The 26,014-nt window shown below is 73.2% G+C and carries 24 protein-coding genes; 20 read left to right on the forward strand and 4 right to left on the reverse strand.

Annotated elements, in window-relative coordinates; all coding sequences use genetic code 11:
* The first annotated feature begins 8 nt into the window (after positions 1-8).
* From VKA29_RS07235 to hsaA, 14 genes are all read left to right on the forward strand, one after another.
* Entirely contained in the window at positions 9-770 is a 762-nt protein-coding gene (locus tag VKA29_RS07235) for an SDR family oxidoreductase (protein WP_324784374.1), read from the forward strand.
* Between the two features lie 133 nt (positions 771-903).
* A complete protein-coding gene (locus VKA29_RS07240) occupies positions 904-2,139 on the forward strand; it encodes an NADH:flavin oxidoreductase (protein WP_324784375.1) in 1,236 nt (411 codons plus the stop codon).
* Positions 2,140-2,150: 11 nt separating this feature from the next.
* Entirely contained in the window at positions 2,151-3,809 is a 1,659-nt protein-coding gene (locus VKA29_RS07245) for an AMP-binding protein (protein WP_324784376.1), read from the forward strand.
* A 42-nt stretch (positions 3,810-3,851) separates the two neighbouring features.
* Entirely contained in the window at positions 3,852-5,018 is a 1,167-nt protein-coding gene (locus tag VKA29_RS07250; protein WP_324784377.1) for an acyl-CoA dehydrogenase family protein, read from the forward strand.
* Complete coding sequence (locus VKA29_RS07255; protein ID WP_324784378.1) at positions 5,015-6,112, forward strand: bifunctional MaoC family dehydratase N-terminal/OB-fold nucleic acid binding domain-containing protein; 1,098 nt, start codon at positions 5,015-5,017, stop codon at positions 6,110-6,112. Before VKA29_RS07250 ends, VKA29_RS07255 begins: the two co-directional genes overlap by 4 nt.
* Positions 6,112-7,221, forward strand: a complete 1,110-nt coding sequence (locus VKA29_RS07260) for an acyl-CoA dehydrogenase family protein (protein WP_324784379.1) — start codon at positions 6,112-6,114, stop codon at positions 7,219-7,221. Before VKA29_RS07255 ends, VKA29_RS07260 begins: the two co-directional genes overlap by 1 nt.
* Complete coding sequence (locus VKA29_RS07265; RefSeq protein ID WP_324784380.1) at positions 7,218-7,664, forward strand: MaoC family dehydratase; 447 nt, start codon at positions 7,218-7,220, stop codon at positions 7,662-7,664. Before VKA29_RS07260 ends, VKA29_RS07265 begins: the two co-directional genes overlap by 4 nt.
* The gene (locus VKA29_RS07270) at positions 7,661-8,842 is read left to right on the forward strand and encodes a lipid-transfer protein (protein ID WP_324784381.1); all 1,182 of its coding nucleotides are present in this window, start codon (positions 7,661-7,663) and stop codon (positions 8,840-8,842) included. The genes VKA29_RS07265 and VKA29_RS07270 overlap by 4 nt, the downstream gene beginning before the upstream one ends.
* Entirely contained in the window at positions 8,839-9,723 is an 885-nt protein-coding gene (locus VKA29_RS07275) for a MaoC/PaaZ C-terminal domain-containing protein (RefSeq protein WP_324784382.1), read from the forward strand. The genes VKA29_RS07270 and VKA29_RS07275 overlap by 4 nt, the downstream gene beginning before the upstream one ends.
* On the forward strand, positions 9,716-10,504 hold the full coding sequence (locus VKA29_RS07280) for a 2-keto-4-pentenoate hydratase (protein WP_324784383.1): 789 nt from the start codon (positions 9,716-9,718) through the stop codon (positions 10,502-10,504). Before VKA29_RS07275 ends, VKA29_RS07280 begins: the two co-directional genes overlap by 8 nt.
* Before the next feature lie 129 nt (positions 10,505-10,633).
* Positions 10,634-11,566, forward strand: coding sequence for a 3-oxoacyl-ACP reductase (locus VKA29_RS07285; protein ID WP_324784384.1), 933 nt, complete (start codon positions 10,634-10,636; stop codon positions 11,564-11,566).
* 101 nt (positions 11,567-11,667) lie between these two features.
* Positions 11,668-12,462 (forward strand): SDR family NAD(P)-dependent oxidoreductase, encoded by a 795-nt coding sequence (locus tag VKA29_RS07290; RefSeq protein ID WP_324784385.1) that lies wholly within the window; start codon positions 11,668-11,670, stop codon positions 12,460-12,462.
* A 5-nt stretch (positions 12,463-12,467) separates the two neighbouring features.
* Positions 12,468-14,150 (forward strand): FadD3 family acyl-CoA ligase, encoded by a 1,683-nt coding sequence (locus VKA29_RS07295; RefSeq protein WP_324784386.1) that lies wholly within the window; start codon positions 12,468-12,470, stop codon positions 14,148-14,150.
* Between the two features lie 23 nt (positions 14,151-14,173).
* Positions 14,174-15,340: a 3-hydroxy-9,10-secoandrosta-1,3,5(10)-triene-9,17-dione monooxygenase oxygenase subunit gene (gene hsaA / locus VKA29_RS07300; protein WP_324784387.1), complete on the forward strand. Its 1,167-nt coding sequence runs from the start codon at positions 14,174-14,176 to the stop codon at positions 15,338-15,340.
* Positions 15,341-15,594: 254 nt separating this feature from the next.
* On the opposite strand, the gene VKA29_RS07305 is transcribed toward hsaA, so the two are convergent.
* Together VKA29_RS07305 and VKA29_RS07310 are read right to left on the reverse strand one after the other, a co-directional pair.
* The gene (locus VKA29_RS07305) at positions 15,595-16,380 is read right to left on the reverse strand and encodes an SDR family oxidoreductase (RefSeq protein ID WP_324784388.1); all 786 of its coding nucleotides are present in this window, start codon (positions 16,378-16,380) and stop codon (positions 15,595-15,597) included.
* A gap of 170 nt (positions 16,381-16,550) precedes the next feature.
* Complete coding sequence (locus VKA29_RS07310) at positions 16,551-17,168, reverse strand: TetR family transcriptional regulator (protein WP_324784389.1); 618 nt, start codon at positions 17,166-17,168, stop codon at positions 16,551-16,553.
* 238 nt (positions 17,169-17,406) lie between these two features.
* Here VKA29_RS07310 and VKA29_RS07315 point away from each other — a divergent pair, with 238 nt between their 5' ends.
* From VKA29_RS07315 to VKA29_RS07325, 3 genes are all read left to right on the forward strand, one after another.
* Positions 17,407-18,921 (forward strand): FAD-binding protein, encoded by a 1,515-nt coding sequence (locus VKA29_RS07315; RefSeq protein ID WP_324784390.1) that lies wholly within the window; start codon positions 17,407-17,409, stop codon positions 18,919-18,921.
* A 369-nt stretch (positions 18,922-19,290) separates the two neighbouring features.
* The gene (locus tag VKA29_RS07320; protein ID WP_324784391.1) at positions 19,291-20,466 is read left to right on the forward strand and encodes a Rieske 2Fe-2S domain-containing protein; all 1,176 of its coding nucleotides are present in this window, start codon (positions 19,291-19,293) and stop codon (positions 20,464-20,466) included.
* Entirely contained in the window at positions 20,466-20,765 is a 300-nt protein-coding gene (locus tag VKA29_RS07325) for a ferredoxin (RefSeq protein ID WP_324784392.1), read from the forward strand. The genes VKA29_RS07320 and VKA29_RS07325 overlap by 1 nt, the downstream gene beginning before the upstream one ends.
* A gap of 117 nt (positions 20,766-20,882) precedes the next feature.
* On the opposite strand, the gene VKA29_RS07330 is transcribed toward VKA29_RS07325, so the two are convergent.
* Both VKA29_RS07330 and VKA29_RS07335 read right to left on the reverse strand, forming a co-directional pair.
* The gene (locus VKA29_RS07330) at positions 20,883-21,248 is read right to left on the reverse strand and encodes an ATP-binding protein (protein ID WP_324784393.1); all 366 of its coding nucleotides are present in this window, start codon (positions 21,246-21,248) and stop codon (positions 20,883-20,885) included.
* Positions 21,249-21,463: 215 nt separating this feature from the next.
* Positions 21,464-22,180, reverse strand: a complete 717-nt coding sequence (locus VKA29_RS07335; protein ID WP_324784394.1) for a TetR/AcrR family transcriptional regulator — start codon at positions 22,178-22,180, stop codon at positions 21,464-21,466.
* Positions 22,181-22,485: 305 nt separating this feature from the next.
* Here VKA29_RS07335 and VKA29_RS07340 point away from each other — a divergent pair, with 305 nt between their 5' ends.
* From VKA29_RS07340 to VKA29_RS07350, 3 genes are read left to right on the forward strand one after another with little or no spacing between them, the layout of a single operon-like run.
* The gene (locus VKA29_RS07340) at positions 22,486-23,721 is read left to right on the forward strand and encodes a CaiB/BaiF CoA-transferase family protein (RefSeq protein WP_324784395.1); all 1,236 of its coding nucleotides are present in this window, start codon (positions 22,486-22,488) and stop codon (positions 23,719-23,721) included.
* Positions 23,721-24,746: an LLM class F420-dependent oxidoreductase gene (locus VKA29_RS07345; RefSeq protein ID WP_324784396.1), complete on the forward strand. Its 1,026-nt coding sequence runs from the start codon at positions 23,721-23,723 to the stop codon at positions 24,744-24,746. Before VKA29_RS07340 ends, VKA29_RS07345 begins: the two co-directional genes overlap by 1 nt.
* Before the next feature lie 59 nt (positions 24,747-24,805).
* Positions 24,806-25,948 carry an acyl-CoA dehydrogenase family protein gene (locus VKA29_RS07350; protein WP_324784397.1) on the forward strand — a complete coding sequence of 381 codons (1,143 nt, stop codon included), beginning with the start codon at positions 24,806-24,808 and terminating at the stop codon, positions 25,946-25,948.
* Positions 25,949-26,014 lie beyond the last annotated feature (66 nt).

The raw sequence follows: 26,014 nt of genomic DNA on the forward strand, positions 1-26,014 counted from the left end.
GAGAAGCGGTGGGACACCTTCGAGGCAGGGTCGCGGTCGTCACCGGAGCGGGCCAGGGGGTGGGCCAGGGCATCGCCCTCGCCCTGGCCACCGAGGGGGCGTCGCTCGCGGTCCTCGGCCGGACACCGGAGAAGCTGGAGGCCACCTGCGCGCTGCTGCGGGCCCGCGGCGCATGGGCCGAACCGTTCACCTTCGACGTGCTGGACACCGAACGCATCCCGTCCCTGGTGGAGCGGATCGCCGAGCGGTTCGGACGTATCGACGTCCTCGTCAACAACGTCTACGACGGTGCCTACGGCCCGCTGCTGTCACTGAGCGACGCCGACTTCCAGCGGGGATTCCGCAGCGGCCCCTTCGCCGCCTTCGCGTTCATGAAGGCCTGCCACCCCCATCTGAAGCGCTCCGGCGAAGGCGTCGTCATCAACCTGGTCACCTCCGCCATGGTCCGCTGGGACCTGAGCACCTACGGCGCCTACGCGGCCGCCAAGACCGCCGTGCGCTCCCTGACCCGTACCGCCGCGAACGAATGGGGGCCCGACGGCATCCGCGTGAACGCGGTCGCCCCCTACGCGGCGTCGCCCGGGTACGTGCGCTGGGCCGAGGCCAACCCCGAGGAGGCCGAGGAGTTCCGCGCCTCCGTACCGCTGCGCCGCGTCGGCGACTGCGAGACGGACATCGGCCGGGCCGTGGCGATGCTCTGCGGACCGGACGCCCGCTATCTCACCGGCGCCACCGTTCCCCTGGACGGCGGCCAGGCCAACTTCGACTGACGGGACCGACAAGGGCCGGCGGGACCGGCCTCGTCCGTCCCTCCCGGTCAGCGGGACGGCCCCGGCCCGTCGGCCCGTCCCTGAATAACGTCGCGACCGCCACCACGACGGGTGCGCGGACGGAGGTTCCCCCTTGACTCAGACATCGCACCAGCCGCCCGGAACGCCGGACGTCCTGGCCCCCGCGACACTCGGCCCCATCACCCTGCGCAACCGCGTCGTCAAGGCGGCGACGTACGAGGGGATGAGCCGTGACAGCCTGGTCACCCAGGACCTGATCGACTTCCACGTCCGGTACGCGCAGGGCGGGGTCGGCATGACCACCGTCGCCTACTGCGCGGTGGCTCCGGAGGGCAGGACCGACCGGCACCAGATGCTGTGGCGGCCCGAGGCGCTGCCCGGACTGCGCAAGCTGACCGACGCCGTGCACGCCGAAGGCGCGGCCGTCTCCGCCCAGATCGGCCACGCCGGCCCGGTGGCCAATCCGAAGTCCAACAGGCTTCCCGCGCTCTCGCCCAGCCGGCACTTCCACAAGACGACCCTCAGCTTCGCCAAGGAGGCGTCCCGGGCCGACCTCGAGCGCATCGTCCGCAACCACGCCGACGCCGCCGCCATGGCCGTCGAGGCGGGCTTCGACTGCGTCGAGATCCACCTGGGCCACAACTACCTCGCGAGCTCCTTCCTCAGCCCGCGCGTCAACCACCGCAAGGACGAGTACGGCGGCAGCCTGGAGAACCGGTTCCGCTTCCCGCGCGAGATCGTGCGGGCCGTCCGCGAGGCGGTCGGCGACCGGATCGCCGTCATCGCCAAGCTCAACATGGACGACGGCGTGCCCGGTGGCTTCTGGCTCGACGAGGCCATCCCCGTCGCACGCCTCCTGGAGAGCGACGGCTGCCTCGACGCCCTGGAGCTGACCGTGGGCAGCTCCCTGCTCAACCCCATGTACCTCTTCCGCGGTGACGCGCCGCTGCACGAGTTCGCGCAGATCATGCCCGAGCCGATGAAGACCGGTATCAAGCTCGTCGGCAAGAAGGTGCTGCACAGCTACCCGTACGAGGACGCCTACCTCCTCGACCAGGCCCGGCAGATCCGCTCCGCCGTCGACATGCCGCTGATCCTGCTGGGCGGGATCACCGGCCGGCCGAGCATGGACCTGGCCATGAAGGAGGGGTTCCAGTTCGTCGCCATGGGCCGCGCCCTGCTGCGCGAGCCCGACCTGATCAACCGCATCCGGGCCGACGCGGACACCCCCTCGCTCTGCATCCACTGCAACAAGTGCTTCGTCACCATCTACGGCGGCACCCGTTGCGTACTCGTCGAGTCGCCCGGCCGGCGCACCGCCGCCGGCAAGACGCCCATCACCGGTTGAGAGGGACGACGTTGGCACCCGACACCATCGCCGGCCTGCTCCTCGCCCGCAAGGGCGACGGCCGCCCCGGCCTGCGCACCAGGCAGCGGGACTGGACCTGGGACGAGGTCGTCCACGAGAGCGCGGTCCGCGCCTCCCTGGCGCGTGCGCTGCGCACCGACGGCCCGTTCCACATCGGCGTCCTCCTCGACAACGTGCCCGAGTACGTCTTCTGGCTCGGCGGCGCCGCCCTCGCCGGCGCGTCCGTCGTCGGCATCAACCCCACCCGGCGCGGCAGCTACCTGGAGCGGGAAGTACGCCACACCGACTGCCAGTTGATCATCACCGACCGGGCCGGGCTGGAGCTCCTCGACGGGCTCGACCTCGGCGTCCCGCCGGAGCGGTACCTGATCGTGGACGAACCGGCCTACGACGAGGCGCTGGCCGCGCACGCGGCGGCCGAGCCCGTCCACGACCCCGGGGTCACCGCCGCCACCCGCATGCTGCTGCTGTTCACCTCCGGCACCACCGGCGCCTCGAAGGCGGCGATCTGCTCACAGGGCCGGCTGGCCGCCCTCGGACACGGCAACTCCGCCAAGTACGAGGTCGGCGCCGACGACGTCTGCTACTGCCCGATGCCGCTGTTCCACGGCAACGCGCTGATGGCCCTGTGGGCCCCGGCCCTCGCGGCCGGAGCCACCGTCGCCCTCACCCCGAAGTTCTCCGCCTCCGGCTTCCTGCCGGACGTACGGTACTTCGGCGCCACCTTCTTCACCTACGTCGGCAAGGCCATCGCCTACGTCCTGGCCCGCCCGGAGCGGGACGACGACGGAGACAACCGGCTCACCCACGCCTTCGGCACCGAGGCGTCACCCGAGGACCAGGCCGCGTTCCTGCGCCGCTTCGGCTGCCGCCTGATCGAGGGCTACGGCTCCAGCGAGGGCGCCGGCATGCTCAAGCGGGTGCCCGGCGGGCCGCCCACCGCACTCGGCAGGCCCGCGCGCGAGGGGGTGCGGATCGTCAGCGCCGAGACCCGCGAGACCTGCCCGCCCGCGCGCCTCGACGAGCACGGCCGGGTGCGCAACCCCGAGGAGGCCATCGGGGAGATCGTCGACACCGGGGGAGCCGCCCGCTTCGAGGGCTACTACAAGAACGAGGCCGCCAACGCCGAACGCGTCCACCACGGCTGGTACTGGACCGGCGACCTCGGATACGTCGACGAGGCCGGGTACTTCTACTTCGCCGGACGCAGCGGGGACTGGATCCGCGTCGACGGGGAGAACACCTCCGCCCTGCTGACCGAACGCGTCCTGCGCCGGCACCCCGACATCGTCGCCGCCGCGGTCTTCGGCGTCCCCGACCCCCGCTCCGGCGACCAGGTCATGGCCGCCGTCGAACTGCCCGAGGGCAAGCGCTTCGAGGAACTGCGGCTGCCCGAGTTCCTCGCCGGCCAGCGCGATCTGGGCACCAAGGGCGCACCACGCTACGTCCGCGTCTCCCACGCCCTGCCCACCACCGGTTCGGGCAAGCTCCGCAAGAAGGAGATGCAGGTCGAGGGCTGGCGCGTGGACGACCCCGTCTACCACCGGCGGGGACGCGGAGAGCCCGGGTACGTCCTGATGACCGACGAGGACAAGGCGGCGCTGCGCGCGGAGTTCCTCGCCAGCGGCCGCGGACGCTTCCTGCCCTGACCACCCCCGCCGGCGAGGACACGAGAGGAACTGGAGAACCACATGCGACTGCGCGAGAGCGCCGAGCAGCTCGAACTGCGCCGTGAGCTGAGGGCGTACTTCTCGGGCCTGCTGCCCGAGGACGAACGGCGCCGCGCCGGCGAGGAGGGCGTCGGCGGCCCCCGCTTCCGCGAGATCGTCGGCCGGCTCGGTGCCGACGGCTGGCTGGGCATCGGCTGGCCCACGGAGTACGGCGGCCAGGGGCGTTCCGTCGAGGAGCAGTACGTGTTCTTCGACGAGGTCCAACGAGCCGGCCTGCCCTTCCCGTTCGTCACCGTCAACACGGTCGGGCCCACGCTCATGCGGTACGGGACCGAGGAGCAGAAGAAGCGGTTCCTGCCGGGCATCCTCTCCGGTGACGTCGTCTTCGCGATCGGCTACACCGAGCCGGGCGCGGGCACCGACCTGGCCTCCCTCGGCACCCGGGCGGTGCGCGACGGCGACCACTTCACCGTCGACGGCGGCAAGATCTTCACCAGCGGCGCCAACACCGCCGACTACGTGTGGCTGGCCGCCCGTACCGACCCCGACGCGGCGAAGCACCGGGGCATCTCCATCCTGATCGTGCCCACCGACGCGGAGGGCTTCTCCTGGAGCCCCATCCGCACGGTCGGCGGCATGGTCGTCACCGCCACCTACTACGGCGGTGTGCGGGTGCCCGCCACCGACGTGGTCGGCGAGGTGAACGGCGGCTGGCGGCTGATGACGGCCCAGCTCAACCACGAGCGCATCGGCCTGGCCGCGCTGGGCGGTCGCATGATCCAGTTGTGGGAACGGGTCCTGGAGTGGGCCGGGGACAACGGCACCCTCGAACAGCCCTGGGTCCGCCGGGAGTTCGCCCGCACCCACGCCCGCCTGGAGGCGATGCGGCTGATGAACTGGAAGATGACCGACGCCGTCGCCCACGACCGGCTCACCGGCGCCGACGCCGGCGCGGCCAAGACGTACGGCACCGAGACCCACATCGACGTGCAGCGCACCCTGACCCAGATCCTCGGCGCGGCGGGCCGCATCCGCCCCGAGTCGCCCGGCGCGATCCTGGCCGGGCAGGTCGAGCAGCTCTCCCGGCAGGGCATCGTCAACACCTTCGGCGGCGGCGTCAACGAGGTGCTGCGCGACATGGTCGCCGTCCAGGGGCTGGGGCTTCCCCGCGAAGGGCGTGGCCGGTGACCACGCAGCGTACGAACGCCGGGAACGCCGGGAGCAACGGGAACGACGGGAGTGCCGAGGGCGTCGGGAACACCGGTGTCGCCGCGGAGTACGAGGAGCGGCTGGCGGCCTTCGTCGGCCGCGAGCTGACGCCCCTCACCCCCGGCCAGGACCCGGTGAACCAGCCGATGATCCGGCACTGGGCCGAGGCCATGGGCGACACCAACCCGGTCTACACCGACGAGGCCGCGGCCCGCGCCACCGGGCGGCCGGGTGTGGTCGCCCCCGCCTCGATGGTGCAGGCGTGGACGATGCGCGGATACGCCGCCACCGTCTCGCCGCCGTCCGGCGGCCGCCGCGGCTTCGACGAGCTGGTCGAGCTGCTCGGCGAGGGCGGCTACACCTCCGTCGTGGCGACCGATTCGGAACTGGAGTTCGCGCGCGAACTGGTGCCGGGCGACCACGTCTCCGTACAGGAGGTCGTGGAGTCGATCTCGCCGGAGAAGAAGACCGGGCTGGGCGTCGGCCGTTTCGTGACCACGGTGAAGACCTACCGCGACCAGGACGGCGAGATCGTCGCCACCCAGCGCTGGCGCACACTCCGCTTCCGGCCCGCCGCGACATCCGCCGCCCCGGCCGCCGCGACGCCCGCCGCCCCGGCACCCGCCGCCGCGACGCCCGCCGCCACGCAGACCGCCGCGCCGCGTCCCCTTCGCCCCCGTCCCGCCCTCAACCGGGACAACACCTTCTGGTTCGAGGCGGCCAAGGAGCACCGGCTGGTCATCCAGCGCTGCGTCTCCTGCGGGACCCTGCGCCACCCTCCCGGCCCCTGCTGCCCGCACTGCGGCTCCTTCGCCTGGGACACCGTGCGGGCCTCGGGCCGCGGCCGTGTCCACAGCTTCACCGTCAACCACCACCCCAGGCACCCGGCGTTCGACTACCCGCTGGTCGTCGCGGTCGTCGAACTCGCCGAGGGCACCCGGCTGATCACCAACCTGACCGGCGTCGCGCCCGAGGACGTCACCGTCGACATGCCCGTCGTCCTCGACTGGCTGGACGCCGACCCCGACCTGTCCCTGCCGGTGTTCCGGCCTGTCGCCACGGAGGACCGCTGATGGACTTCTCGCTGGGAGAAGAACTCGAGGAACTGCGCAACCTGGCCCGTGAGATCTTCACCGACCACGCCACGCCCGAACGGCTCCGGGCGGTCGAGACGTCCGCGACCCGCGTCGACGACAAGCTCTGGGCGGACCTGAGCGCGGCGGGACTGCTCGCCGCGCCCCTCCCCGAGGAAGCCGGCGGCGCCGGTCTGGACCTGGCCGGACTCTGCGTCCTGCTGGAGGAGCAGGGCCGCCGCGTGGCACCCGTGCCGCTCTGGCCGGCCGTCCTCGGGGCGCTGGCCCTCTCCGCCCACGGCTCGGCCGGGCAGCGCGCCGCGCTGCTCCCGGCCGCGGCCGACGGCACGGGCAGGATCACCCTGGCGCTGGAGGAGTTCGCCCCCGCGGACCCCTGTACGCCGCTGACCACGGCCGCGCCCGAGGGAGCGGGCTGGCGGCTCACCGGCACCAAGGCGGTCGTACCGTCCCCGGCCGGTGCGGAGCAGGTGCTGGTCAGCGCCGTCACCGACGCGGGCACCGGCCTCTTCCTCGTGGGCCGCGACGCGCCCGGCACGACCTGGACGCCGGCCGAGACCACCACCTACGACCTCGCCGCCCACCTCGACCTGGACTCCACCCCGGCCGAGGCGGTCGGCGCGCCCGGGACCGGAGCGGTGGAGTGGATCACCGACCGTGCCCGGGTGGCGCTCGCCGCCGTGCAGCTGGGCGTGGCCGAGGGCGCGGTGCGGTACGCGGCCGATCACCTCAGCACCCGGGAGCAGTTCGGCCGCCCCCTCGCCACCTTCCAGGCCGTCCAGCACCAGCTCGCCGACTGCGTCATCGAGACCGACGCGATGCGGGTGACCCTGTGGCAGGCGGTGACCGCGCTGGAGGACGGCGAGGACACCGAGCAGCCGGTGCTGGTCGCCAAGTGGTGGGCCGGTGAGGGCGGTCTCAACGTCGTCCACCGCGTCCAGCACGTGCACGGCGGCATCGGCGTCGACACCGACTACCCGGTCCACCGCCACTTCCTGTGGGGCAAGCAGGTCTCCACCACCCTCGGCGGGGCCGCCGGGGACCTGTCCCGGCTCGGGGACCTCCTGGCGGGCAAGGCGGTGACCTCATGACGACGGCGGCGACCCGTTCGTACGACGAGGTGGCGGTCGGTGAGGAGCTGCCGCCGCTGGAGATCCCGGTGACCCGGACCCTGATCGTCGCCACGGCCCTCGCCGGCCGCGACTTCCAGGACGTGCACCACGATCCCGAACTGGCCCGCGAACGCGGCTCGAAGGACGTCTTCATGAACATCCTGACCAGCAACGGCCTGGTCGACCGGTACGTCACCGGATGGGCGGGACCGGCCGCGTCCGTGCGGGCGATCCGCGTCCGCCTGGGCGCGCCCAACCACCCCGGCGACACCATGGTGCTCACCGGCCGGGTCACCGCGAAGACCGACGATGCCGGGGACGCCGGCCGGGTCGAGATCGCCGTCCGCGGCACCAACGGCGTCGGCGCGCACGTCACCGGCACCGTCACCGTGCGCCTGCCGCGGAAGGCCGGTACGCGATGAGCACGACCGCACTGGCCGGCAGCGCCGTGATCGCCGGCATCGGCGCCACCGAGTTCTCCAAGAACTCCGGGCGCAGCGAGCTCCGGCTGGCCTGCGAGGCCGTCCTCGCCGCCCTCGCCGACGCGGGCCTCACCCCCGCCGACGTCGACGGCCTGGTCACCTTCACCGCCGACACCAGCGGCGAGATCCACGTGGCCCGCAACACGGGCATGGGCGAGCTGACCTTCTTCTCCCGCATCGGCTACGGCGGCGGAGCCGCCTGCGGCACCGTGCGGCAGGCGGCCATGGCCGTGGCCACCGGGGCCGCCGAGGTCGTCGTCTGCTACCGCGCCTTCAACGAGCGCTCCGGCGAACGCTACGGCCTCGGGCAGGCCGACCGGGCCATGGACACCGGCGCGGACCGGGCCGCCTACTCCTGGATGACGCCGTTCGGGCTGAACACCCCCGCCCAGTGGGTGGCCATGTTCGCCCGCCGCTACATGCACGAGTACGGCGCCGTCGGCGAGGACTTCGGCCGGGTCGCGGTCCTGGACCGCAAGCACGCGGCGAACAACCCGGCCGCCTGGTTCCACGGCCGTCCCATCACCCTCGCGGATCACCAGAGTTCACGCTGGATCGCCGAACCACTGCGGCTGCTGGACTGCTGTCAGGAGACCGACGGCGGCCAGGCCCTGGTGATCGTCTCCGCCGAGCGCGCCCGCGACCTGCCCCACCCGCCCGCCGTGATCCTCGGCGCGGCACAGGGCTCGGGCGACGACCAGCACATGATGACCAGCTACTACCGGGAGCGCATCAGCGGCATCCCGGAGATGGGCCTGGTCGGGCGGCAGCTGTACGGGCAGAGCGGCCTCGGTCCCGACGACATCGACGCCGCGATCCTCTACGACCACTTCACCCCGCTGGTGCTCCCGCAACTGGAGGAGCTGGGCTTCTGCGCCACCGGCGAGGCGAAGGACTTCATCGCCGACGGACACCTGGAACTCGGCGGCAGGCTGCCGACGAACACCCATGGCGGACAGCTCGGCGAGGCCTATCTGCACGGCATGAACGGCATCGCCGAGGCCGTCCGGCTGGTCCGCGGCACCTCCGTGAACCAGCCCGAGAACGCCGCCCACGTCCTGGTCACCGCCGGCACCGGCGTGCCGACCAGCGGCCTGATCCTGGGAGCCGCCCGATGACCGCATCCCCGGCCGCTTCCCCGGCCGTTTCCCCGTGGCGCGGCCACGACCTCGGCACGCGTACGGTCGCGTACACCGAGCGCGACGCGATCCTCTACGCGCTCGCGGTGGGCGCGCGGGCCGACGATCTCGACCTGGTCTTCGAGGAACGCCTGAGGGTCCTGCCGACCTTCGCGCTGACCCTGGCCCAGTGGGCCCCCGACGCGCTCGGCGCGCTCGGCGCCTTCGACACCGCGACCGCGGTACACGGCTCGCAGCGCCTCACCGTGCGCCGGCCGCTGCCGCGGGCCGGGGAACTGTCGATGACGGCCCGTGTCGCCGAGGTGTGGGACAAGGGCGGTGCCGCCGTCTTCGACGTCGAGGTGGAGAGCGACCACTTCCTGGCGACCTGGTCCCTGTTCGCCCCCGGCGGCGGCGGCTTCGGCGGGGAGCGCGGGCCGGGCGGCCCGCGGCGTCCCGAGCGGGCGGCCGACCGCCGGCTGACCGTGGCCACGCACCCCGAACAGGCCGCCCACTACCGGCTGCTCGGCGACCGGCACCATATGCACATCGACCCGGGGGCGGCCCGCGCCGCGGGCATGCCCCGGCCGTTCCTGCACGGACTGTGCACCCTCGCCGCCGTGACCCTGCCCGCCGCCGGCGTCCTGGGCAGCCACCCGGCCGACCTGACGGAGCTCGAGGCCCGCTTCAGCGCCCCCGTCTTCCCCGGTGACCGGCTCACCGCGGACGCCTGGGACGACGGCCCCGGCGGGCTGCGCCTGGAGGCGTCGGCGTACGGCCGTCCGGTCCTCAGCGGCGTCCGTGTCCGGTTCGCCGCCGCGCCCCCGTCCGAGGGGCTCTCCGACGCCCCCCGACAGCACAAGGAGACTCACGGTGCTTGACGCATCGCACCGCGCGGCAGCCGCCGACCTGCTGTGGCGGGCGGAGCAGGACCGCGCCCCCGTCGGTCCGCTGACCGGGACGTTCCCTGGCATCGACGTCGTCGACGCCTACGAGATCCAGCTGAGCAACGTCCGCAGGCGGCTGGAGCAGCCCGGGGTGAGTGTGCGCGGCCACAAGGTCGGGCTGTCCTCCGAGGTCATGCAGCGGATGATGGGCGTGGACGAGCCCGACTACGGCCATCTGCTGTCGGACATGGTGCTGTCCGAGGACACCCCGGTGGAGACGGGCCGCTACTGCTCCCCGCGCGTCGAGGTGGAGATCGCCTACGTCCTCGGCGACGGCCTGCCCGGGGAGGACTGCACCGAGCAGGACGTCCTCGCCGCGACGGAGTACGTCGTCGCCTCCCTCGAACTCATCGACAGCCGGATCACCGACTGGCGGATCGGGCTGGCGGACACCATCGCCGACAACGCCTCCTCGGCCGGAGTCCTCCTCGGCGCGAAGCGCGTCGCCCCCGGCGAGCTGAACCTGGCCGACATCGGCGCCGTGCTGTACCGGGGCGGCGAGGAGATCGCGCGCGGCCGCACCAGCGCGGTCCTGGGCGACCCGACCGTGGCGGTCGCCTGGCTGGCCCGGAAGGTCGCGGCGTTCGGGGTGCGGCTGGAGGCCGGCCACGTGATCCTGCCCGGTTCGTGCACCGCGGCGGTCGACGCCCGGCCGGGGGACCACTTCCGGGCGGAGTTCGACGGCCTGGGAGACGTCTCGGCCCGCTTCGTATGACAACCCGCTCCGCACCGGCCCGAGCGAGCGCTCACCACTCAGCGGGACGGCCACGAAGGCGAAACCAGAATTCGTACTAGTTTCTGCCGCGCCGTATCCGCCACGCAGGACAGGAACGAAAGAGGCAGCATGAGCACGAGGACCAGCCTGGAAGGACGTACCGCCGTCGTCACCGGGGCGGGGGCCGGCCTGGGCCGCAGCGAGGCGCTGGCGCTGGCCGCCCAGGGGGCCCGCGTCGTCGTCAACGACGTGGGCCCCGCCGCCGAGGAGGTCGTCGCCGAGATCAAGGCCCTCGGCGGCGACGCCGTCGCCGTCACCGGCGACGTCGGTGACTGGTCCATGGGCGACCGCCTGGTCCTCACCGCGCTGGAGACCTTCGGCAGCCTGGACATCGTCGTCAACAACGCGGGCATCCTGCGCGACAAGATGGTGTTCAACCTGACCGAGTCCGACTGGGACGACGTCATCCGCGTCCACCTCAAGGGCCACGCGGCCGTCATCCGGGCCGCCGCCGCGCACTGGCGGTCGGCCAGCAAGGCGGCGGGCGGCCCCGTCTACGGACGGGTCGTCAACACCTCGTCCGAGGCGTTCCTCTTCGGTGCCCCCGGCCAGCCCAACTACTCCGCGGCCAAAGCCGGTATCACCGCGCTCACCCTCTCCACCGCGCAGGGACTCGCCCGTTACGGCGTCCGCGCCAACGCCATCTGCCCGCGCGCCCGCACCGCCATGACCGCCGAGGCGTTCGGCACCGGCGCGACCGCCGAGGGCGGCCTCGACATCATGGCCCCGGAGCGCGTCGCGACGTTCGTCGGCTACCTCGCCTCCCCGGCCGCCGAGGAGATCAGCGGACAGGTCTTCGTCGTCTACGGGGACATGGTCGCCCTGCTCGCACCCCCCACCGTCGAGAAGAAGTTCACGGCGGCCGACGGCACCTTCACGCCCGAGGAACTGGAGGCCGGCCTGACCCCGTACTTCTCCGGCCGCGACCGGTACCGCACCTTCGCGGCCTACAGCGTCGCCGCGCTCGACACCACCGGCACACAGCCCGTGCCCGGCAACTGAGGCACCGGCCGTCCGCGGCGGGCCGGCGCACCGGCCCGCCGCGGCAACGCCCGCACTCCGCCCGCCACCGCGCGGCCCGTATCTCCGCAGGAAGGAAGCCGATGATCGACAAGGACGTCTACGGCCCGTGGGCGGTCGTCGCCGGCGGATCGGAGGGGGTGGGCGCCCGCTTCGCCCACCGGCTCGCCGACGCCGGGATCAACCTGGTGCTCATCGCCCGCAAGGCGGGCCCCCTGGAACGGACGGCCGCCGAGGTCCGCGCCAAGGGCGTCGAGGCGCGCACCCTCCGGCTCGACCTGCTCGACCCCGGCGCGGTCAGGACGATCGCCGCCGCCACCGACGGCCTGGAGGTCGGCCTGCTGATCTTCAACGCGGGCGCCAACACCTACGGCCACGAGTTCATCGGCGGTGAACTCGACCGGTTCCAGGGCGTGATCGACCTCAACATCACCTCTCAGCTCGCCCTCGCCCACCACTTCGGAACGTTCATGAAGGAACGCGGCCGGGGCGGCATCCTGCTCGTCGGCTCGCTCGCCGGCTACATGGGCCAGGCACGGCTGAGCATCTACTCCGCGGTGAAGGCGTTCAGCAGGGTCTTCGCCGAGGGACTGTGGCTGGAGCTCGCACCGCACCACGTGCACGTCCTCGAACTCGTCCTCGGCGTGACCCGCACCCCCGCGATGGAACGGGCGGGCCTGCGCATGGACCTGCCCGGTCTCGACGTCGCCGACCCCGACGACGTCGCCCGCGAAGGCCTGGAACACCTGGCGGACGGTCCCCTGTGGGTGGCCGGCGGAAACCTGGCGACGGCCGAGAATCGTGCTGCCGTCCGCGACCGAGCCCGGCTCGTCCACGGCGCCCACGAGGCATCCCGGCGCCTCCTCCCCGGGGAGTGAGGGGCATGCCGGTCGACGAGAGCACCGTCCCCGCCGTCCTCGCCGCCGCCGCCGAGACCTGTCCGGACTCGGAGGCCCTGGTCGACGGCGACCTGCGGCTGACCAACCGCCAACTGCACGAGCGCGCCCTCGCCGTCACCCGGTCGCTCATGGCGCTCGGCGTCCAGCGCGGCGAGCGGGTGGCGCTGTGGGCACCCAACAGCGCCCGCTGGATCACGATCGCGCTCGGCGTGCTGGGCGTGGGGGCGGTGCTGGTCCCCGTCAACACCCGGTACAAGGGCGACGAGGCCCACTGGCTGCTGGAGAAGAGCCGAGCCCGGCTGCTGTTCGTGGCGGACGGCTTCCTCGGCAACGACTACCTCGCCATGATCGGCGCCGTGACCGGGGAGCGGGGCCCGGTGCCCGGCCTGCCCGAGCTGGCCCACGTGGTCGACATCGCCGACGAGGGCGACGCAGGCGATCCGGGTGATTCCGGCGATCCAGGTGATCCAGGCGATCCGGGCGACCGGGCCGACCGGGGCGCCCGGTCCGGCCGCCCGCGTGCCACGGCCTGGGAGGCGTTCCTGCGTCTGGGCGCGTCCGTCCCCGCCGCCGACGCCGCCGACAGGTCCTCGGCCGTGCGGGAGGACGACGTGTCGGACGTGCTGTTCACCTCCGGTACCACCGGCCGCCCCAAGGGCGTGATGACCACGCACCGCCAGAACGTCCTCACCTATCTGGCGTGGTCGGAGCGGACCGGACTGACCCGTGGCGACCGCTACCTGATCATCAGCCCGATGTTCCACTGCTTCGGCTACAAGGCGGGCGTCCTGGCCTGCCTGCTGCGCGGCGCGACCATGGTGCTGCAGCCCGTCTTCGACGTGGCGCGGACCATGCGGCTGATCGAGGACGAGACCATCACCGTCCTGCCCGGCCCGCCCACCGTCTTCACCACCCTGCTGGACGCCCCCGGCCGCGACCGCCACGACCTGTCCTCCCTGCGCCTGGCCGTCACCGGCGCCGCCACGGTGCCGGTCGCCCTGGTCAAACGGGTACGGGCGGAACTCTTCCCGGTCGTGGTCACCGCCTACGGCCTCACCGAGTCCTGCGGCACCGTGACCGTCTGCCGGGCCGATGACGACGACGAGACCGTCGCCCGTACGGCGGGCCGCCCCATCGACGGCGTCGAGGTCCGGGTGGCCGGCGCCGACGGCCGCCCGCTGCCCCCGGGGGAGGACGGCGAGGTCCTGGTCCGCGGCTACAACGTGATGCTCGGCTACCTGGACGACCCCCGGGCCACCGCCGACGCGGTCGACGACGAGGGCTGGCTGACCACCGGGGACGTCGGGCACCTCGACGAGGGCGGCCGGCTGACCCTCACCGGACGCTCCAAAGAGATGTTCGTCGTCGGCGGGTTCAACGTCTACCCGGCGGAGATCGAACAGCTCCTCAGCCGGCACGACGCCGTCTCGGAGGCGGCCGTCGTCGGCGTCCCCGACGACCGGCTCGGCGAGGTGGGACGCGCCTACGTCACCCTCCGCCCCGGCGCCGAGACCACCCCGGCGGAACTGGCCGGCTTCTGCCGCACCCGCCTGGCGAACTTCAAGGTGCCCCGCGAAGTCGTCATCCTCGACGCCTTCCCACGCAACGCCGCAGGAAAGATCCGCAAGACCGAGCTGGGCGTCCGGACCGCTCCGGACGCCCGGTAGGGACACTCGAAGGGGACGACACGATGGGGAACACCGTTCTGGAGAAGGTGCGCGCCCTGCTCCCGGCTGTCGCGGAGCGGGCCCGGGCCACCGACGAGGAGGGACGCGTCCCCGAGGAGACCGTGCGCGAACTGACCGACGCCGGTGTCTTCCGGATGCTCCAGCCCCGCCCGTTCGGCGGGCAGGAGGCCGACCCGGTCGACTTCTACGAGGTCGTACGCGCCCTCTCGGCCGCCTGCTGCTCCACCGGCTGGATCACCTCCGTACTGGGCGTGCACCCCTGGCAGCTGGGGCTCTTCGCCGCCGAGGCGCAGGCCGAGGTGTGGGGCGACGACCCCGACGCGCTGATCTCGTCCGCGTACGCGCCGGTGGGACGCCTCACCCCCGTCGACGGGGGTTACCGGCTGACCGGCCGCTGGAGTTTCTCCTCCGGCTGCCGGTACGCCCGCTGGGCGTTGCTGGGCGCCCTGGTGGTCGGTGACAAGGGGCGGCCGGTCGACTTCCTGACCGTGCTCGTGCCCCGGTCCGGCTACCGGATCGAGGACGCGTGGGACGTCGTGGGGCTGCGCGGCACCGCCAGCCACGACATCATCGTCGAGCAGGCATTCGTCCCGGAACACCGGATCATCCGCAACTACGAGCAGGCACAGTTGAAGGGCCCCGGCCAGCAGGTCAACCCGGGCCCGCTGTACCGGTTGCCGTTCGCGGCCGTGTTCACCAGCGCGGTCACCGCCCCCCTCGTCGGAGCAGTCGCCGGCGGCTACGAGTCCTACATCCGCCTGATGCAGGAAAGGGCGCGGCTGAGCCTGGGCGGCGGCCGGTTCGCCGAGGACCCGCACACCCAGGTGGCGGTCGCGCGGGCGGCGTCCGAGATCGACGCGACGATCCTCCAGATGGACCGCAACATCAGGGAGCTGACCGCGTGCGCGGCCGAGGGCCGCGACATCCCGGCGGAACTGCGCCTGAGGACCCGCCGGGACCAGGTGCGCGGCACCGAACGCGCCGTCGCCGCGATCGACCTGCTGTTCAAGACGGCCGGCGGCAACTCGCTGCGGCGCGGCAACCCGATCGAACGCGCCTGGCGCGACGCGCACGCCGGCAGTGTGCACGTCGCCAACGACGTCGAGCGGACCCTGGCCATGTACGGCCGCGTCGCGCTGGGCCTGACCGTCGAGGACAACCTCGTCTGACCCGGCACAGCCGGCGGCGCCGTCGCTCCCGCGGGAGGTCCCCGTCGCCCGGTCCGGGCTCGGGGCGAACGACGGCACGCCGGACGCCGTCGCCCGGTCACCGCGCGGGAGGCCGGCGACCTCGACGGTGGGCGGCCGGGGCGGAACACGGCGAGGCCGGCCCCGGGCACACCGGGGCCGGCCTCGTCCGGGTCGGTGACCCGCCTCGCCCGCGCTCAGGTCCGCGGTCCGCGCTCAGGTCCGCGGCCGCGGGTTCACCGCGTGTCCGAGGACCTCACCGCGAGGTAGCGGGCGGGCACCTCACCGCCGCCGTGCACGGCCACGTCGGCGCCGTTGACGTAACGGGCCAGGTTCCCGGCCAGGTACAGGCAGGTCCGGGCGATGTCCGAGGGGACCGCCATCCGGCCCATCGGGATCACCCCGGCGACCGCGGCCCCGCCGTCCTCGCCGTACACGGACGCGGCGCTCTCGGTGCGGATCAGACCGGTGGTGACGTGGTTGACGCGCACCTTGGGCGCCCACTCCAGGGCCAGGGCCCGGGTGAGACCGAGCAGCCCGGCCTTCGCGGCCGTGTAGGCGGCGGTGCCGGGCTGCGGGTCGTGCGCGGAGACACTGCCGATGTTGATGACCGAGCCGCCCTCGTCCTGGTCCCGCATCACACGGTTCGCCGCCTGGGCGGTCCAGAAGGGCGCGAGCAGGTTCAACGCGACGATCTTCTCCACGAAGCGCGGCGAGACGGTCGCCGCGTCGGCGTCGGGGGAGCCGCCCGCGTTGTTGACCAGGACGTCCAGGCGTCCGAACCGGGCCACCGCGCCGTCGATCAGCCCGCTCGCGGCCTCGGGATCACGCACGTCGGCGGCGAGGAAGACCGCCTGCCGGGTACGCGCGGCCGGCAGTGCCCGGGGTTCGCTCCGCCCGCAGACCACGACGTGCGCCCCGGCAGCGAGGAACGTCTCGGCGATGGCGAAGCCGATGCCCTTCGTTCCGCCGGTCACCACCACGACCCGGTCCGAGAAATCCAGTGGATTGCCGATGTCCATGTTCCCCCCTTCCCGCCGGGAGGGGCCCGGCGGCGTTCGTCGTCATCGGTCCCGATCGAAGCAGGCGGGCATCGGGCGGGCACGGACGATCCCGTTGACCGGGAGGCGGTGCACGGGCCCGCCGGCCGGGGAGCGATGACGAGCGAGCGGCCCGCCGCGCGGGCAGGGGCTCAGACGGCCGGGGCGTTCGAGCGGCCCGCGAGGAGCACCTCGCAGGCGAGCCGGATCTCGGTCTCCGCGTCGGCCGGGGACGTGTGGCCGTAGAGCGCGGCGACGAGGACGCCGTGCCAGCTCTTCATCAGCAGCCGTATCAGGCGGTTGTCGCGGTCGGTGGGGTGTTCGAGGCCGAGCAGTCTCAGGACCGTGCGGTGCACCTTGGCCTCGATGGCGGCGGCCTCGCTGACGGTGGCGGTGTGTGCCGCGTAGTTGCTCTGCATGATGGCGCTGGACAGCAGCGGGGTGCGCAGCATGTGCCGGGTGGAGCGCAGAAGCGTCTCGGCGACGGCGTCGACGGGGTTCTCGGCCGCGACGATCTCCGGCGAGAGGTCGTCCATGTGGTCGACCTGGTCGGCCATGATCGCGGTGAACAGGTGCGTCTTGGAGGGGAAGTAGCGGTACAGCGTGGCGATGGCGACGCCGGCCTCCTTGGCCACGTCGTGCATCTGCACGTGCTCCAGGCCGCGTTCGGCGCCGAGCCGGGCCGCGGCGTTCAGGATGCGCGCGTACCGGGCCTTCTGCCCGGGTGACTGCGGCTCCGCCGCCGGCCGTTCCTCGGCGACTCTGGGCACGGTTGCCCCCTCCCGGCTGGTGAGTACGAGTGCTGAGGCACCTCATGGTATCGGTGGCACCGTCCCCGGTGGACGGGGAGGCGGCGCTGCCCCCATCACAGCGTCCGCGGCACGACCGCGCACCTCCGTGTACTGCTGAGTGGGACCGCGGCGGGTGCACCGCGGTGGCTGCGGTTTCCTGACGCCGTACAGGACATCTCATGAACGCCGTGCAGCGGCGAGTGCGGGAGGCCGAACCGTGACACAGGAGTGGGACGAGGAGTACGACGTCGTCGTCGTGGGATCCGGGGGCGGGGCGCTGACCGGCGCGTATCTGGCCGCCCGCGCGGGTGCGGAGACCGTCGTCGTGGAGCGGGCGGGCACCCTCGGCGGGACGAGCGCGTACTCCGGCGCCGCCATGTGGCTGCCCGGATCACCGGTGCAGCGGCGGGACGGCGTCGCCGACTCCACCGAATCGGCCCGCACCTACCTGCGCGCGCTGCTGGGCGACGCCGGCGCCGACAAGCGGGAGTCCTTCCTGGCGGAGGCGCCCGCCCTGGTCGAGCGGCTGGAGGAGGACCCGGCGCTCGCGTTCCGGTTCCAGGCGTTCCCCGACTACTACGAGCGGCCCGGAAGGGTGCCGGGCGGACGCTCGTTCATCCCCCTGAACCTCGACCCCGGGGAGATGGGTGACCTGCTCGGCCTGGTCCGTCCGCCGCTGGACCGCGACCGGGCGGGCCAGGGGAACGACGAGTCGGCCCCGCTCACCGCCGGGCGCGCGCTGATCGGCCGGCTGCTGCTCGCATACCACCGCACCGGCCGCGGTGCCGTGTCCACGGACACCCGCATGGCCGAGCTGGTGGCCACAACCGAACGGGTCACCGGGATCGTCGCCGTCCAGGACGGCCGCCGTATCCGGATCGGGGCGCGCAAGGGCGTCCTGCTGGCCGCCGGCGGGTTCGAGCGCAACGAGGGACTGCGCCGCGCCCACGGGGTCCCCGGCAGCGCCGGCTGTTCCATGGCCCCGGCCGGCACCAACACCGGTGAGGCCATCGAGGCGGCGGTCGCGATCGGCGCGGCCACCGAGCTGATGAACGAGGGCTGGTGGTGTCCGGGCGTCCCGATGCCCGACGGGCAGCCGTCCTTCGTCTGCGGTTTCACCGGCGGCCTGGTCGTCGACGCGCACGGCGCGCGCTACGCCAACGAGTCCCTGCCCTACGACCGGTTCGGCCGGGAGATGCAGGCTCACCCGGACCGGACGCCCTCCTACGTGGTCTTCGACTCCCGCACCGGGGGCCGGCTCCCGGCGGTCACCCAGCCGCCGTGGGGCGATCCTGCCGCCCACCTGGACTCCGGCACGCTGGTGAAGGCCGGCTCCCTGACGGAGCTGGCCGCGCTGACGGGCGTGGACGCCGGCCGGCTGACGGCGACCGTCGAGCGGTTCAACCGCTTCGCCGACAACGGAAAGGACGAGGATTTCGCCCGGGAGGCGGACGAGTTCGGGCACTGGTTCGGCGAGCCCGTGCTGCGGCCCGTCCGCGAGGCGCCCTACTACGCGGTGCGGCTCGTGCTCTCGGACCTGGGCACCAAGGGCGGCCTGGTCACCGATGCGTCGGCGCGGGTCCTGCGGGCGGACGGCACACCGATCGCCGGACTGTACGCGGCGGGCAACACCAGCGCGTCGTTCACCGGGTCGTTCTACCCGGGGCCGGGCATCCCGATCGGCACGGCGATGGCCTTCGCGGCACTGGCCGCCGAGGACATGACCGACTGAACCCGATGGCGGCGCCCGGGCGGATCCCGGGCGCCGCCGGTTCCGGCCGGCCCCCCGCGCGGACTCCGCGCCGGGCCCCGCCCCCGGTCCCGCGCCGGTTCAGGGCGGCCGGTTACCGCTCAGTGGGACCGGACGACCCGACCACCGCCGCGCACCCTAGATTCACCGGAGCAGCATCGCCGCCCGGTCCACCGGGGACCGCACCGGGCCCACCGCGCCGGGCTCACCGCACCGGGCCCGCGGAACCGGGCCCGCGCCCCTCGCGGCCCGGGGTCGGGCCGGCCGGGGCGGTACAGCGGTCCCCGGCGGGCGGTGCGCACTCGCCCCACACCGTGCCGAGCGCAGCCTCGGTGGAAGGGAAGGCCACAGATGACCACCGCGCCCGAGGTCCGCACGATCGAGGCGGACGCACTCCCGGCCCGCTTCGCCCGCGGCTGGCATTGTCTCGGCCTCGCTCAGGACTTCACCGACGGCAAGCCGCACACGGTGCACGCCTTCGGGCAGAAGCTTGTGGTCTGGGCGTCGGCCGACGGCACACTCAACGTCCTCGACGCCTACTGCCGCCACATGGGCGGTGACCTGTCCCTGGGCACGGTGGAGGGCGACGACGTCGCCTGCCCGTTCCACTCCTGGCGCTGGGGCGGAGACGGCCGCTGCACCGGGATCCCCTACGCCCGCCGGGTTCCGATGCGCGCCCGCACCGCGGCGTTCCCGACGCTGCAGCAGGACGGACTGCTGTTCGTCTGGAACGATCCGGAGGGCAACCCGCCCCCGGCCGATGTGACGATCCCCCGCATCGAGGGCGCGACGCGCGACGACTGGACGGACTGGTCCTGGTACTCCGTGCGGATCGACGGCTCGAACTGCCGGGAGATCGTCGACAACGTGGTGGACATGGCGCACTTCTTCTACGTGCACTACTCGTTCCCCACGTACTTCAAGAACATCTTCGAGGGGCACACCGCGATCCAGCTCATGAAGGGCGTCGGCCGCGAGGACGTGCGCCGGCCGCAGGCGGAGGGGAGCGGCGCCGCCAAGATGCTGGGCCAGACGTCCGTGGCGACCTACCACGGCCCGTCGTTCATGATCGACGACCTCACGTACCACTACGAGGACGGCGACACGAACTCGGTGCTGATCAACTGTCACTATCCGATCGACGAGAACTCGTTCATGCTCCAGTACGGCATCATCGTGCGCAGGGCCGAGCACATGGGCGAGTCTGCGGACGAAGTAGCGGAGAAGCTGGGCGAGTTCATCAAGATCGGCTTCGAGCAGGACGTGCAGATCTGGAAGAACAAGGCGAGGATCGACAACCCGCTGCTGTGCGAGGAGGACGGCCCCGTCTACCAACTGCGCCGCTGGTACGAGCAGTTCTACGTCGACGTCGGCGACGTGCGGGCGGAGATGACGGACCGGTTCGAGTTCGAGATCGACACGACCCGGCCCAACGAAGCGTGGCGGGCCGAGATCGAGCGGAACCTCGAGAAGCAGGACGCCGCCGCGACCGCGGCCACCGCCACGGCAGAGAGCCGGCCGGTCTGATGGCGCTCCGCCCCGACAACCGGCTCCTCGAGGCACCGATGACACCCGTCGACTGCGCCCTGTGCGGCGCGCGGGTGGAAGCGCGCAAGAGCAGCTGGGAGCAGACCAGTGTGCAGTGGCACGCCGACGCGCTGGCGGCCTGCGCGGAACGACCGGTGGCCGCCGCCGGCGCGGGGGCCGTGTTCACGGGGTGCCGGACACTGAAGCGGACGATCGGCGAGGCCGCCGTCCAGGGGAGGATCCGCGTCCGGAGCGAGGAGGCGGACAGCACCCGCGAGGACCCGGCCGCGCGAGGGTGACACACCACGGCGCCCGGCTGTCGGCCGGGCGCCGTGCGGTGCGCGGAGGTGCGCCGCGGGCTCCGCGCATGACGCACGAGGCCAGGTCCGTACCTCACACGGTGCCAGGGCCGTACGTCACAGGGACAGGACCGCGCGCACCCGGTTGCCGCCCCCGCTGACCGGGTCGACGTCGAAGCGCTGGGCCAGGCTGTGCACCATGGCGAGGCCCCGGCCGCTCTCGCTCCACGTCGTGAGCGGCCGCACGCGGGGCCGGCCGGGACTGCGGTCGTACACCTCGACGGTCACCTGTGTGTCGGACACCTGCAGGCTCAGGCGGCAGGTGCCGCCGTGCCGGGTGGCGTTGGCGACCAGTTCGGACACGACGAGGGCCGCGTCGTGGATGTGCATGGCGTCCAGCCCCGCCGTGCGGTGGCCGCGCCAGAGCAGGAACTGCCGGGTCAGTCTGCGTGCCCGGCACGCCGACTCGGTTTCGTCGGGCAACAGGTACTCGACTCGTACGGAACGCCGATGGGTACGCTGTCGCGTACGCATGGCGGATCACTTCCCCTCCTGGGCCGTGCGGCCACACCGTGGCCTGCCGCCCGGCCGCCGCACGTCCTTTCCGGCCGGGCCCACCCTGTCCTGATGCCCCGTGCGGGTGACCGTCAACCTGCCGCCGAGGCTCTCCGTGCCGGGTGGGTCCGGGCAGGTTCGGGTCAGTCCGCGGCGGCGCCGGCGTCCCGGCGCCGCCGCCCCCTGCCGGAGGGCCGGCCGGAGGGACGGGGGACCACGTCCAGTCCGTTCAGCGCTCCCGGGTGGCCGACCGTGCCGAGGCTGAGCAGGACGTGCCGTTGGGCGACCTCCTCGGCGGTGAGCGGGCCGTCGGCGCGGTACCAGTTGGCCACCCCCTGGCACATGATCAGCACGGCGCGGACCGCGTCCGCGGGGATCGGCGTGGTGAACACGCCCCGGGCGATGCCCGCCTCGACCGTGTCGAGCAGCATGTGCTCCAGGTAGTCGCGAAGTGCCACGTACCGGGCCCGGTTGCCGGGTTCCAGGCTGCGGATCTCGGTGTCCAGGAAGGCCAGCCCCTTGCGGTGGGCCATGTAGAGCACGATGGACTCGACCATGGCGCAGAAGCGGGGCAGCGGGTCGTCGCCCGCTTCGGCGGCGGCGGCCCGGCAGCGGTCGAGTACGTCCTTCATGGAGGTTTCCAGCAGCGTCGCGAGGAGCGCCTGCTTGTTCTCGTAGTGGTAGTAGAGCGCCGGGACGGTCACGCCGACCCGGCCGGCGATGTCGCGTACCGAAGTGCCGTGGTAGCCGTGCTCGTTGAACGCCTCCATGGCGTGCGTCAGGATCGGGTGCAGGTCGAGTGGCCCATAGGCGCGCCAGTGGGACGCGGCGGTGGTCTCCTGGCTGGACTCGGTGCTCAACGGTGCTCCTCCGATGTGTCGCCGGCGACCGGCATTGTACGTGCGGCAGGCCCGACGACCCCGCACCTGATCGCTTATCGACCGCTCAGTTTCTCTGTGGGTCAGCGTTCCCTGTCCGTCCCCTCGGCGCAATGGTGCACAGGGTTCGACGGGGAGAACTCCTCTTCAATCCGGGCCTGATCGAGGACCACGCGGCCCGGCTCCGCCTATTGACCGCTCCCGCCCGCGTCCCTACGTTCTTAGCGAGCGTTAAGTAGAGTCCAGTCCGGGGGGCCGTCGCACGCCCTCCCCCGAGAGAGGGACCCATGAGCTCGACGAGCGGCGCCACCCCGCCGTACGGAACGGACCCGCACGCCTCCTCGACCGGCACCTCCCCGACCGCCTCACCCGCCCGCCGCGCCGGACCACTGACCGGCGTGCGCGTGCTGGAGCTGGCCGGCATCGGACCCGCCCCCTTCGCGGCGATGCTCCTCGGCGACCTGGGCGCCGACGTCGTCCGCGTGGACCGGCCCACCGCGTCGCCCGTGGCCGTCGACCCCGTCCACGACCTCGCCAACCGCAACAAGCGCTCCGTCCTGGTCGACCTGAAGTCGGCGGACGGACCCGGGCTGGTGCGCGCGCTCGCCGGACGCGCCGACGTCCTGATCGAGGGCTACCGCCCCGGCGTCGCCGAACGCCTCGGCGTCGGCCCGCGGGAGTGCCGGGCCGCCAACCCGGCCCTGGTCTACGGCCGGATGACCGGATGGGGCCAGCACGGGCCGCTGGCGCCCCGGGCGGGACACGACATCGGCTACATCGCCACCGCGGGCGCGCTCGGCCTGATCGGCGCCGCGGACGGACCGCCCGCCGTCCCCGTGAACCTGCTCGGCGACTACGCCGGTGGCTCCCTCTACCTCGCCGTCGGCGTCCTGGCCGCGCTGCTCACCGCGCGCGTCACGGGCGAGGGACAGGTGGTGGACGCGGCGATCGTCGACGGCACCACGCACCTGACCGCCATCGTGCACGGCATGCTCGCCGCCGGACTCTGGCGGGAGGGGCGCGGACGCAACCTCCTCGACGGCGGTTGCCCCTACTACGCCGTCTACGAGACCCGGGACGGCGGCTGGATGGCGGTCGGCGCGCTGGAGCCGCAGTTCTACACCGAGTTCGTACGCCTCCTCGGCCTCGCCGCCGACGAACTGCCGAGCCGCGACGACCCGCGCGGGTGGCCGCGGCTGCGGGCCCGGTTCGCCGAACGGTTCAGGACCGCCGACCGGGACGACTGGGCCGCCGTCTTCGAAGGCGCCGACGCCTGCGTCGCCCCGGTGCTCTCCCTGCGGGAGGCCGCCGCCCACCCGCACCTCGTCCACCGCGGCAGCCTCACCGAGGCCCACGGCGTCACCCAGCCGGGCGTGGCGCCCCGCTTCTCCGCGACGCCCGGCTCGCTGCGCCTGCCGCCCCCCGTCCCCGGCGCCCACAACACCGACGTGGCCCGCGACTGGGACGTACCCGCACTCGCACCGGCGGCCCGGTGCGGCACCACCGACCAGGACGGAAACTGATGGAACTCTCCATGCCCCTGCAGTACGCGGGCGACCCGCGGACCGCGGCCGACGAGGCCGCCGCGCTGGAACGGGCGGGCCTCGACGCGATCTGGGTGGCCGAGGCCTACGGCTTCGACTCCCCGACCGTCATGGGCTACCTCGCCGCCCGCACCGAGCGGCTGCGCATCGGCTCCGCCGTCCTCAACGTGTACTCGCGCACCCCCGCGCTGATCGCCCAGACCGCCGCCGGACTCGACGCCCTCACCGGGGGCCGCGCGCTGCTCGGCATCGGGGCGTCCGGCCCGCAGGTCGTGGAGGGCTGGCACGGCCGCCGCTACGACAAGCCCCTCGGCCGCACCCGGGAGACGATCGGCCTGGCCCGCCGCATCTGGCGGCGCGAGGTGATCGAGCACCACGGCATCACCGACATGCCCCTGCCGCCGGAGAAGGGCGGCACCCTCGGCAAGCCCCTCAAGCTGCTCACCCGCCCGGTCCGCGACACCGTCCCCGTCTACGTCGCCGCGCTCGGCCCCGCCAACGTCCGCATGACCGCCGAACTCGCCGACGGCTGGCTGCCGTTCCTGTACGTGCCGGAACACGCCGCCGAGGTCTGGGCCGAGCCGCTCGCCGAGGGCGCCGCCCGGCGCGACCCGGCGCTGGGGCCGCTGTCCGTCGTCGCCGGCGGGCTGCTCGCCATCGGCGACGGCGCCGAGGCGGTCCGCGACCTGGTGCGGCCCCTCGTCGCACTGTACGTCGGCGGCATGGGCGCCCCGGGCCGCAACTTCTACCACGACCTGGTCCGCTCCTACGGGTACGAGGCCGAGGCCGCCGCGATCCAGGAGCACTACCTCGCGGGCCGCAAGAAGGAGGCGGAGGCCGCGGTCCCCGCCGAACTGTGCGAACTGCTCTGCCTGGCGGGCCCCGAGGGCTACGTGCGGGACCGCGTCGACGTCTTCCGGGAGTCGGGCGTGACCATGCTCAACGTCACTCCCGTCGGCCCCGACCCCGCCCGGCTCGTCGAGCGGGTCAGGAACTGGCTGTGAACGGCCGCCCCGGCCCGCCGGCCGGGGCCCGCACCCACCCACCGCGACGCGGAGGCGACATGGAACGAGACATCTGCACCCCGGAACACGAGGCGTTCCGCGACACCGTCCGCACCTTCCTCGCCAAGGAGGTGCTGCCCCACCACGAACAGTGGGAGCACGACGGCGTCGTGAGCCGCGACGTCTGGCGCGCCGCCGGCCGCCAGGGCCTGCTGGGCCTGGCGGTGCCGCAGGAGTACGGCGGCGGAGGCACCGACGACTTCCGCTACAGCGCCGTCCTCATCGAGGAGTTCGCCCGCGCCGGGGCGTCCGGCCTGGCACTGAGCCTGCACAACGACATCGTCGGCCCCTACCTGACCCGGCTCGCCACCGACGAGCAGAAGCGGCGCTGGCTGCCCGGCCACACCTCCGGCGAGATCATCACCGCCATCGCGATGACCGAACCCGGCACCGGCTCCGACCTGCAGGGCATCCGCACCACCGCCACCGACCGGGGCGACCACTACCTGCTCAACGGCGCCAAGACGTTCATCTCCAACGGCATCCTGGCCGACCTGGTCGTGGTCGTCGCCAACACCAAGCCGGAGGGCGGCAGTTCCGGGCAGAGCCTGCTCGTCGTCGAACGCGGCACGCCCGGCTTCGAGCGGGGCCGCAACCTCGACAAGATCGGCCAGAAGGCCCAGGACACCGCCGAGTTGTTCTTCGACGACGTGCGCGTGCCGAAGGAGAACCTGCTGGGGGAGGAGAACAGGGCGTTCTCCTACCTCATGGCCAACCTCGCCCAGGAGCGGCTGGCCATCGCCGTGGGCGCGGCCGCCGCCGCGGAGCACGTGCTGCGACTGACGCTGGAGTACGTCAAGGAGCGCGAGGCGTTCGGCCGTCCCCTCGCCCGGCTCCAGCACGTGCGCTTCGAGGCAGCCGAGATGGCCACCGAGTGCGCCGTCACCCGCGCCTTCGTCGACCGCTGCATCACCGAGCACAGCCGGGCACGGCTGGACGCCGTGGACGCCTCGGCGGCCAAGTGGTGGGCCACCGAGCTGCAGAAACGGGTCGTCGACCGGTGCCTGCAACTGCACGGCGGCTACGGCTACATGACGGAGTACCGGGTCGCCAAGGCGTTCCTGGACGGCCGCGTCCAGACGATCTACGGCGGTACCACGGAAATCATGAAGGAGATCATCGGCCGCTCCCTGCTGGGTTGAGCGACCGCCCCGGCCCCACGTTCCCCGAGGCCACCACGTTCCCCGACACCACCGGAAGGCACAGCC

Source organism: Streptomyces sp. H51, assembly GCF_035656535.1.
Lineage (GTDB): Bacteria > Actinomycetota > Actinomycetes > Streptomycetales > Streptomycetaceae > Streptomyces.

Bases quoted from the DNA above. Each gene is read 5' to 3' on its own strand.
- VKA29_RS07250 (WP_324784377.1), top strand. From the start codon at position 3,852: ATGCGACTGCGCGAGAGCGCCGAGCAGCTCGAACTGCGCCGTGAGCTG.
- VKA29_RS07260 (WP_324784379.1), top strand. From the start codon at position 6,112: ATGGACTTCTCGCTGGGAGAAGAACTCGAGGAACTGCGCAACCTGGCC.
- VKA29_RS07265 (WP_324784380.1), top strand. From the start codon at position 7,218: ATGACGACGGCGGCGACCCGTTCGTACGACGAGGTGGCGGTCGGTGAG.
- VKA29_RS07270 (WP_324784381.1), top strand. From the start codon at position 7,661: ATGAGCACGACCGCACTGGCCGGCAGCGCCGTGATCGCCGGCATCGGC.
- VKA29_RS07275 (WP_324784382.1), top strand. From the start codon at position 8,839: ATGACCGCATCCCCGGCCGCTTCCCCGGCCGTTTCCCCGTGGCGCGGC.
- VKA29_RS07285 (WP_324784384.1), top strand. From the start codon at position 10,634: ATGAGCACGAGGACCAGCCTGGAAGGACGTACCGCCGTCGTCACCGGG.
- VKA29_RS07290 (WP_324784385.1), top strand. From the start codon at position 11,668: ATGATCGACAAGGACGTCTACGGCCCGTGGGCGGTCGTCGCCGGCGGA.
- VKA29_RS07295 (WP_324784386.1), top strand. From the start codon at position 12,468: ATGCCGGTCGACGAGAGCACCGTCCCCGCCGTCCTCGCCGCCGCCGCC.
- hsaA (WP_324784387.1), top strand. From the start codon at position 14,174: ATGGGGAACACCGTTCTGGAGAAGGTGCGCGCCCTGCTCCCGGCTGTC.
- VKA29_RS07305 (WP_324784388.1), bottom strand. From the start codon at position 16,380: ATGGACATCGGCAATCCACTGGATTTCTCGGACCGGGTCGTGGTGGTG.
- VKA29_RS07320 (WP_324784391.1), top strand. From the start codon at position 19,291: ATGACCACCGCGCCCGAGGTCCGCACGATCGAGGCGGACGCACTCCCG.
- VKA29_RS07325 (WP_324784392.1), top strand. From the start codon at position 20,466: ATGGCGCTCCGCCCCGACAACCGGCTCCTCGAGGCACCGATGACACCC.
- VKA29_RS07340 (WP_324784395.1), top strand. From the start codon at position 22,486: ATGAGCTCGACGAGCGGCGCCACCCCGCCGTACGGAACGGACCCGCAC.
- VKA29_RS07345 (WP_324784396.1), top strand. From the start codon at position 23,721: ATGGAACTCTCCATGCCCCTGCAGTACGCGGGCGACCCGCGGACCGCG.
- VKA29_RS07350 (WP_324784397.1), top strand. From the start codon at position 24,806: ATGGAACGAGACATCTGCACCCCGGAACACGAGGCGTTCCGCGACACC.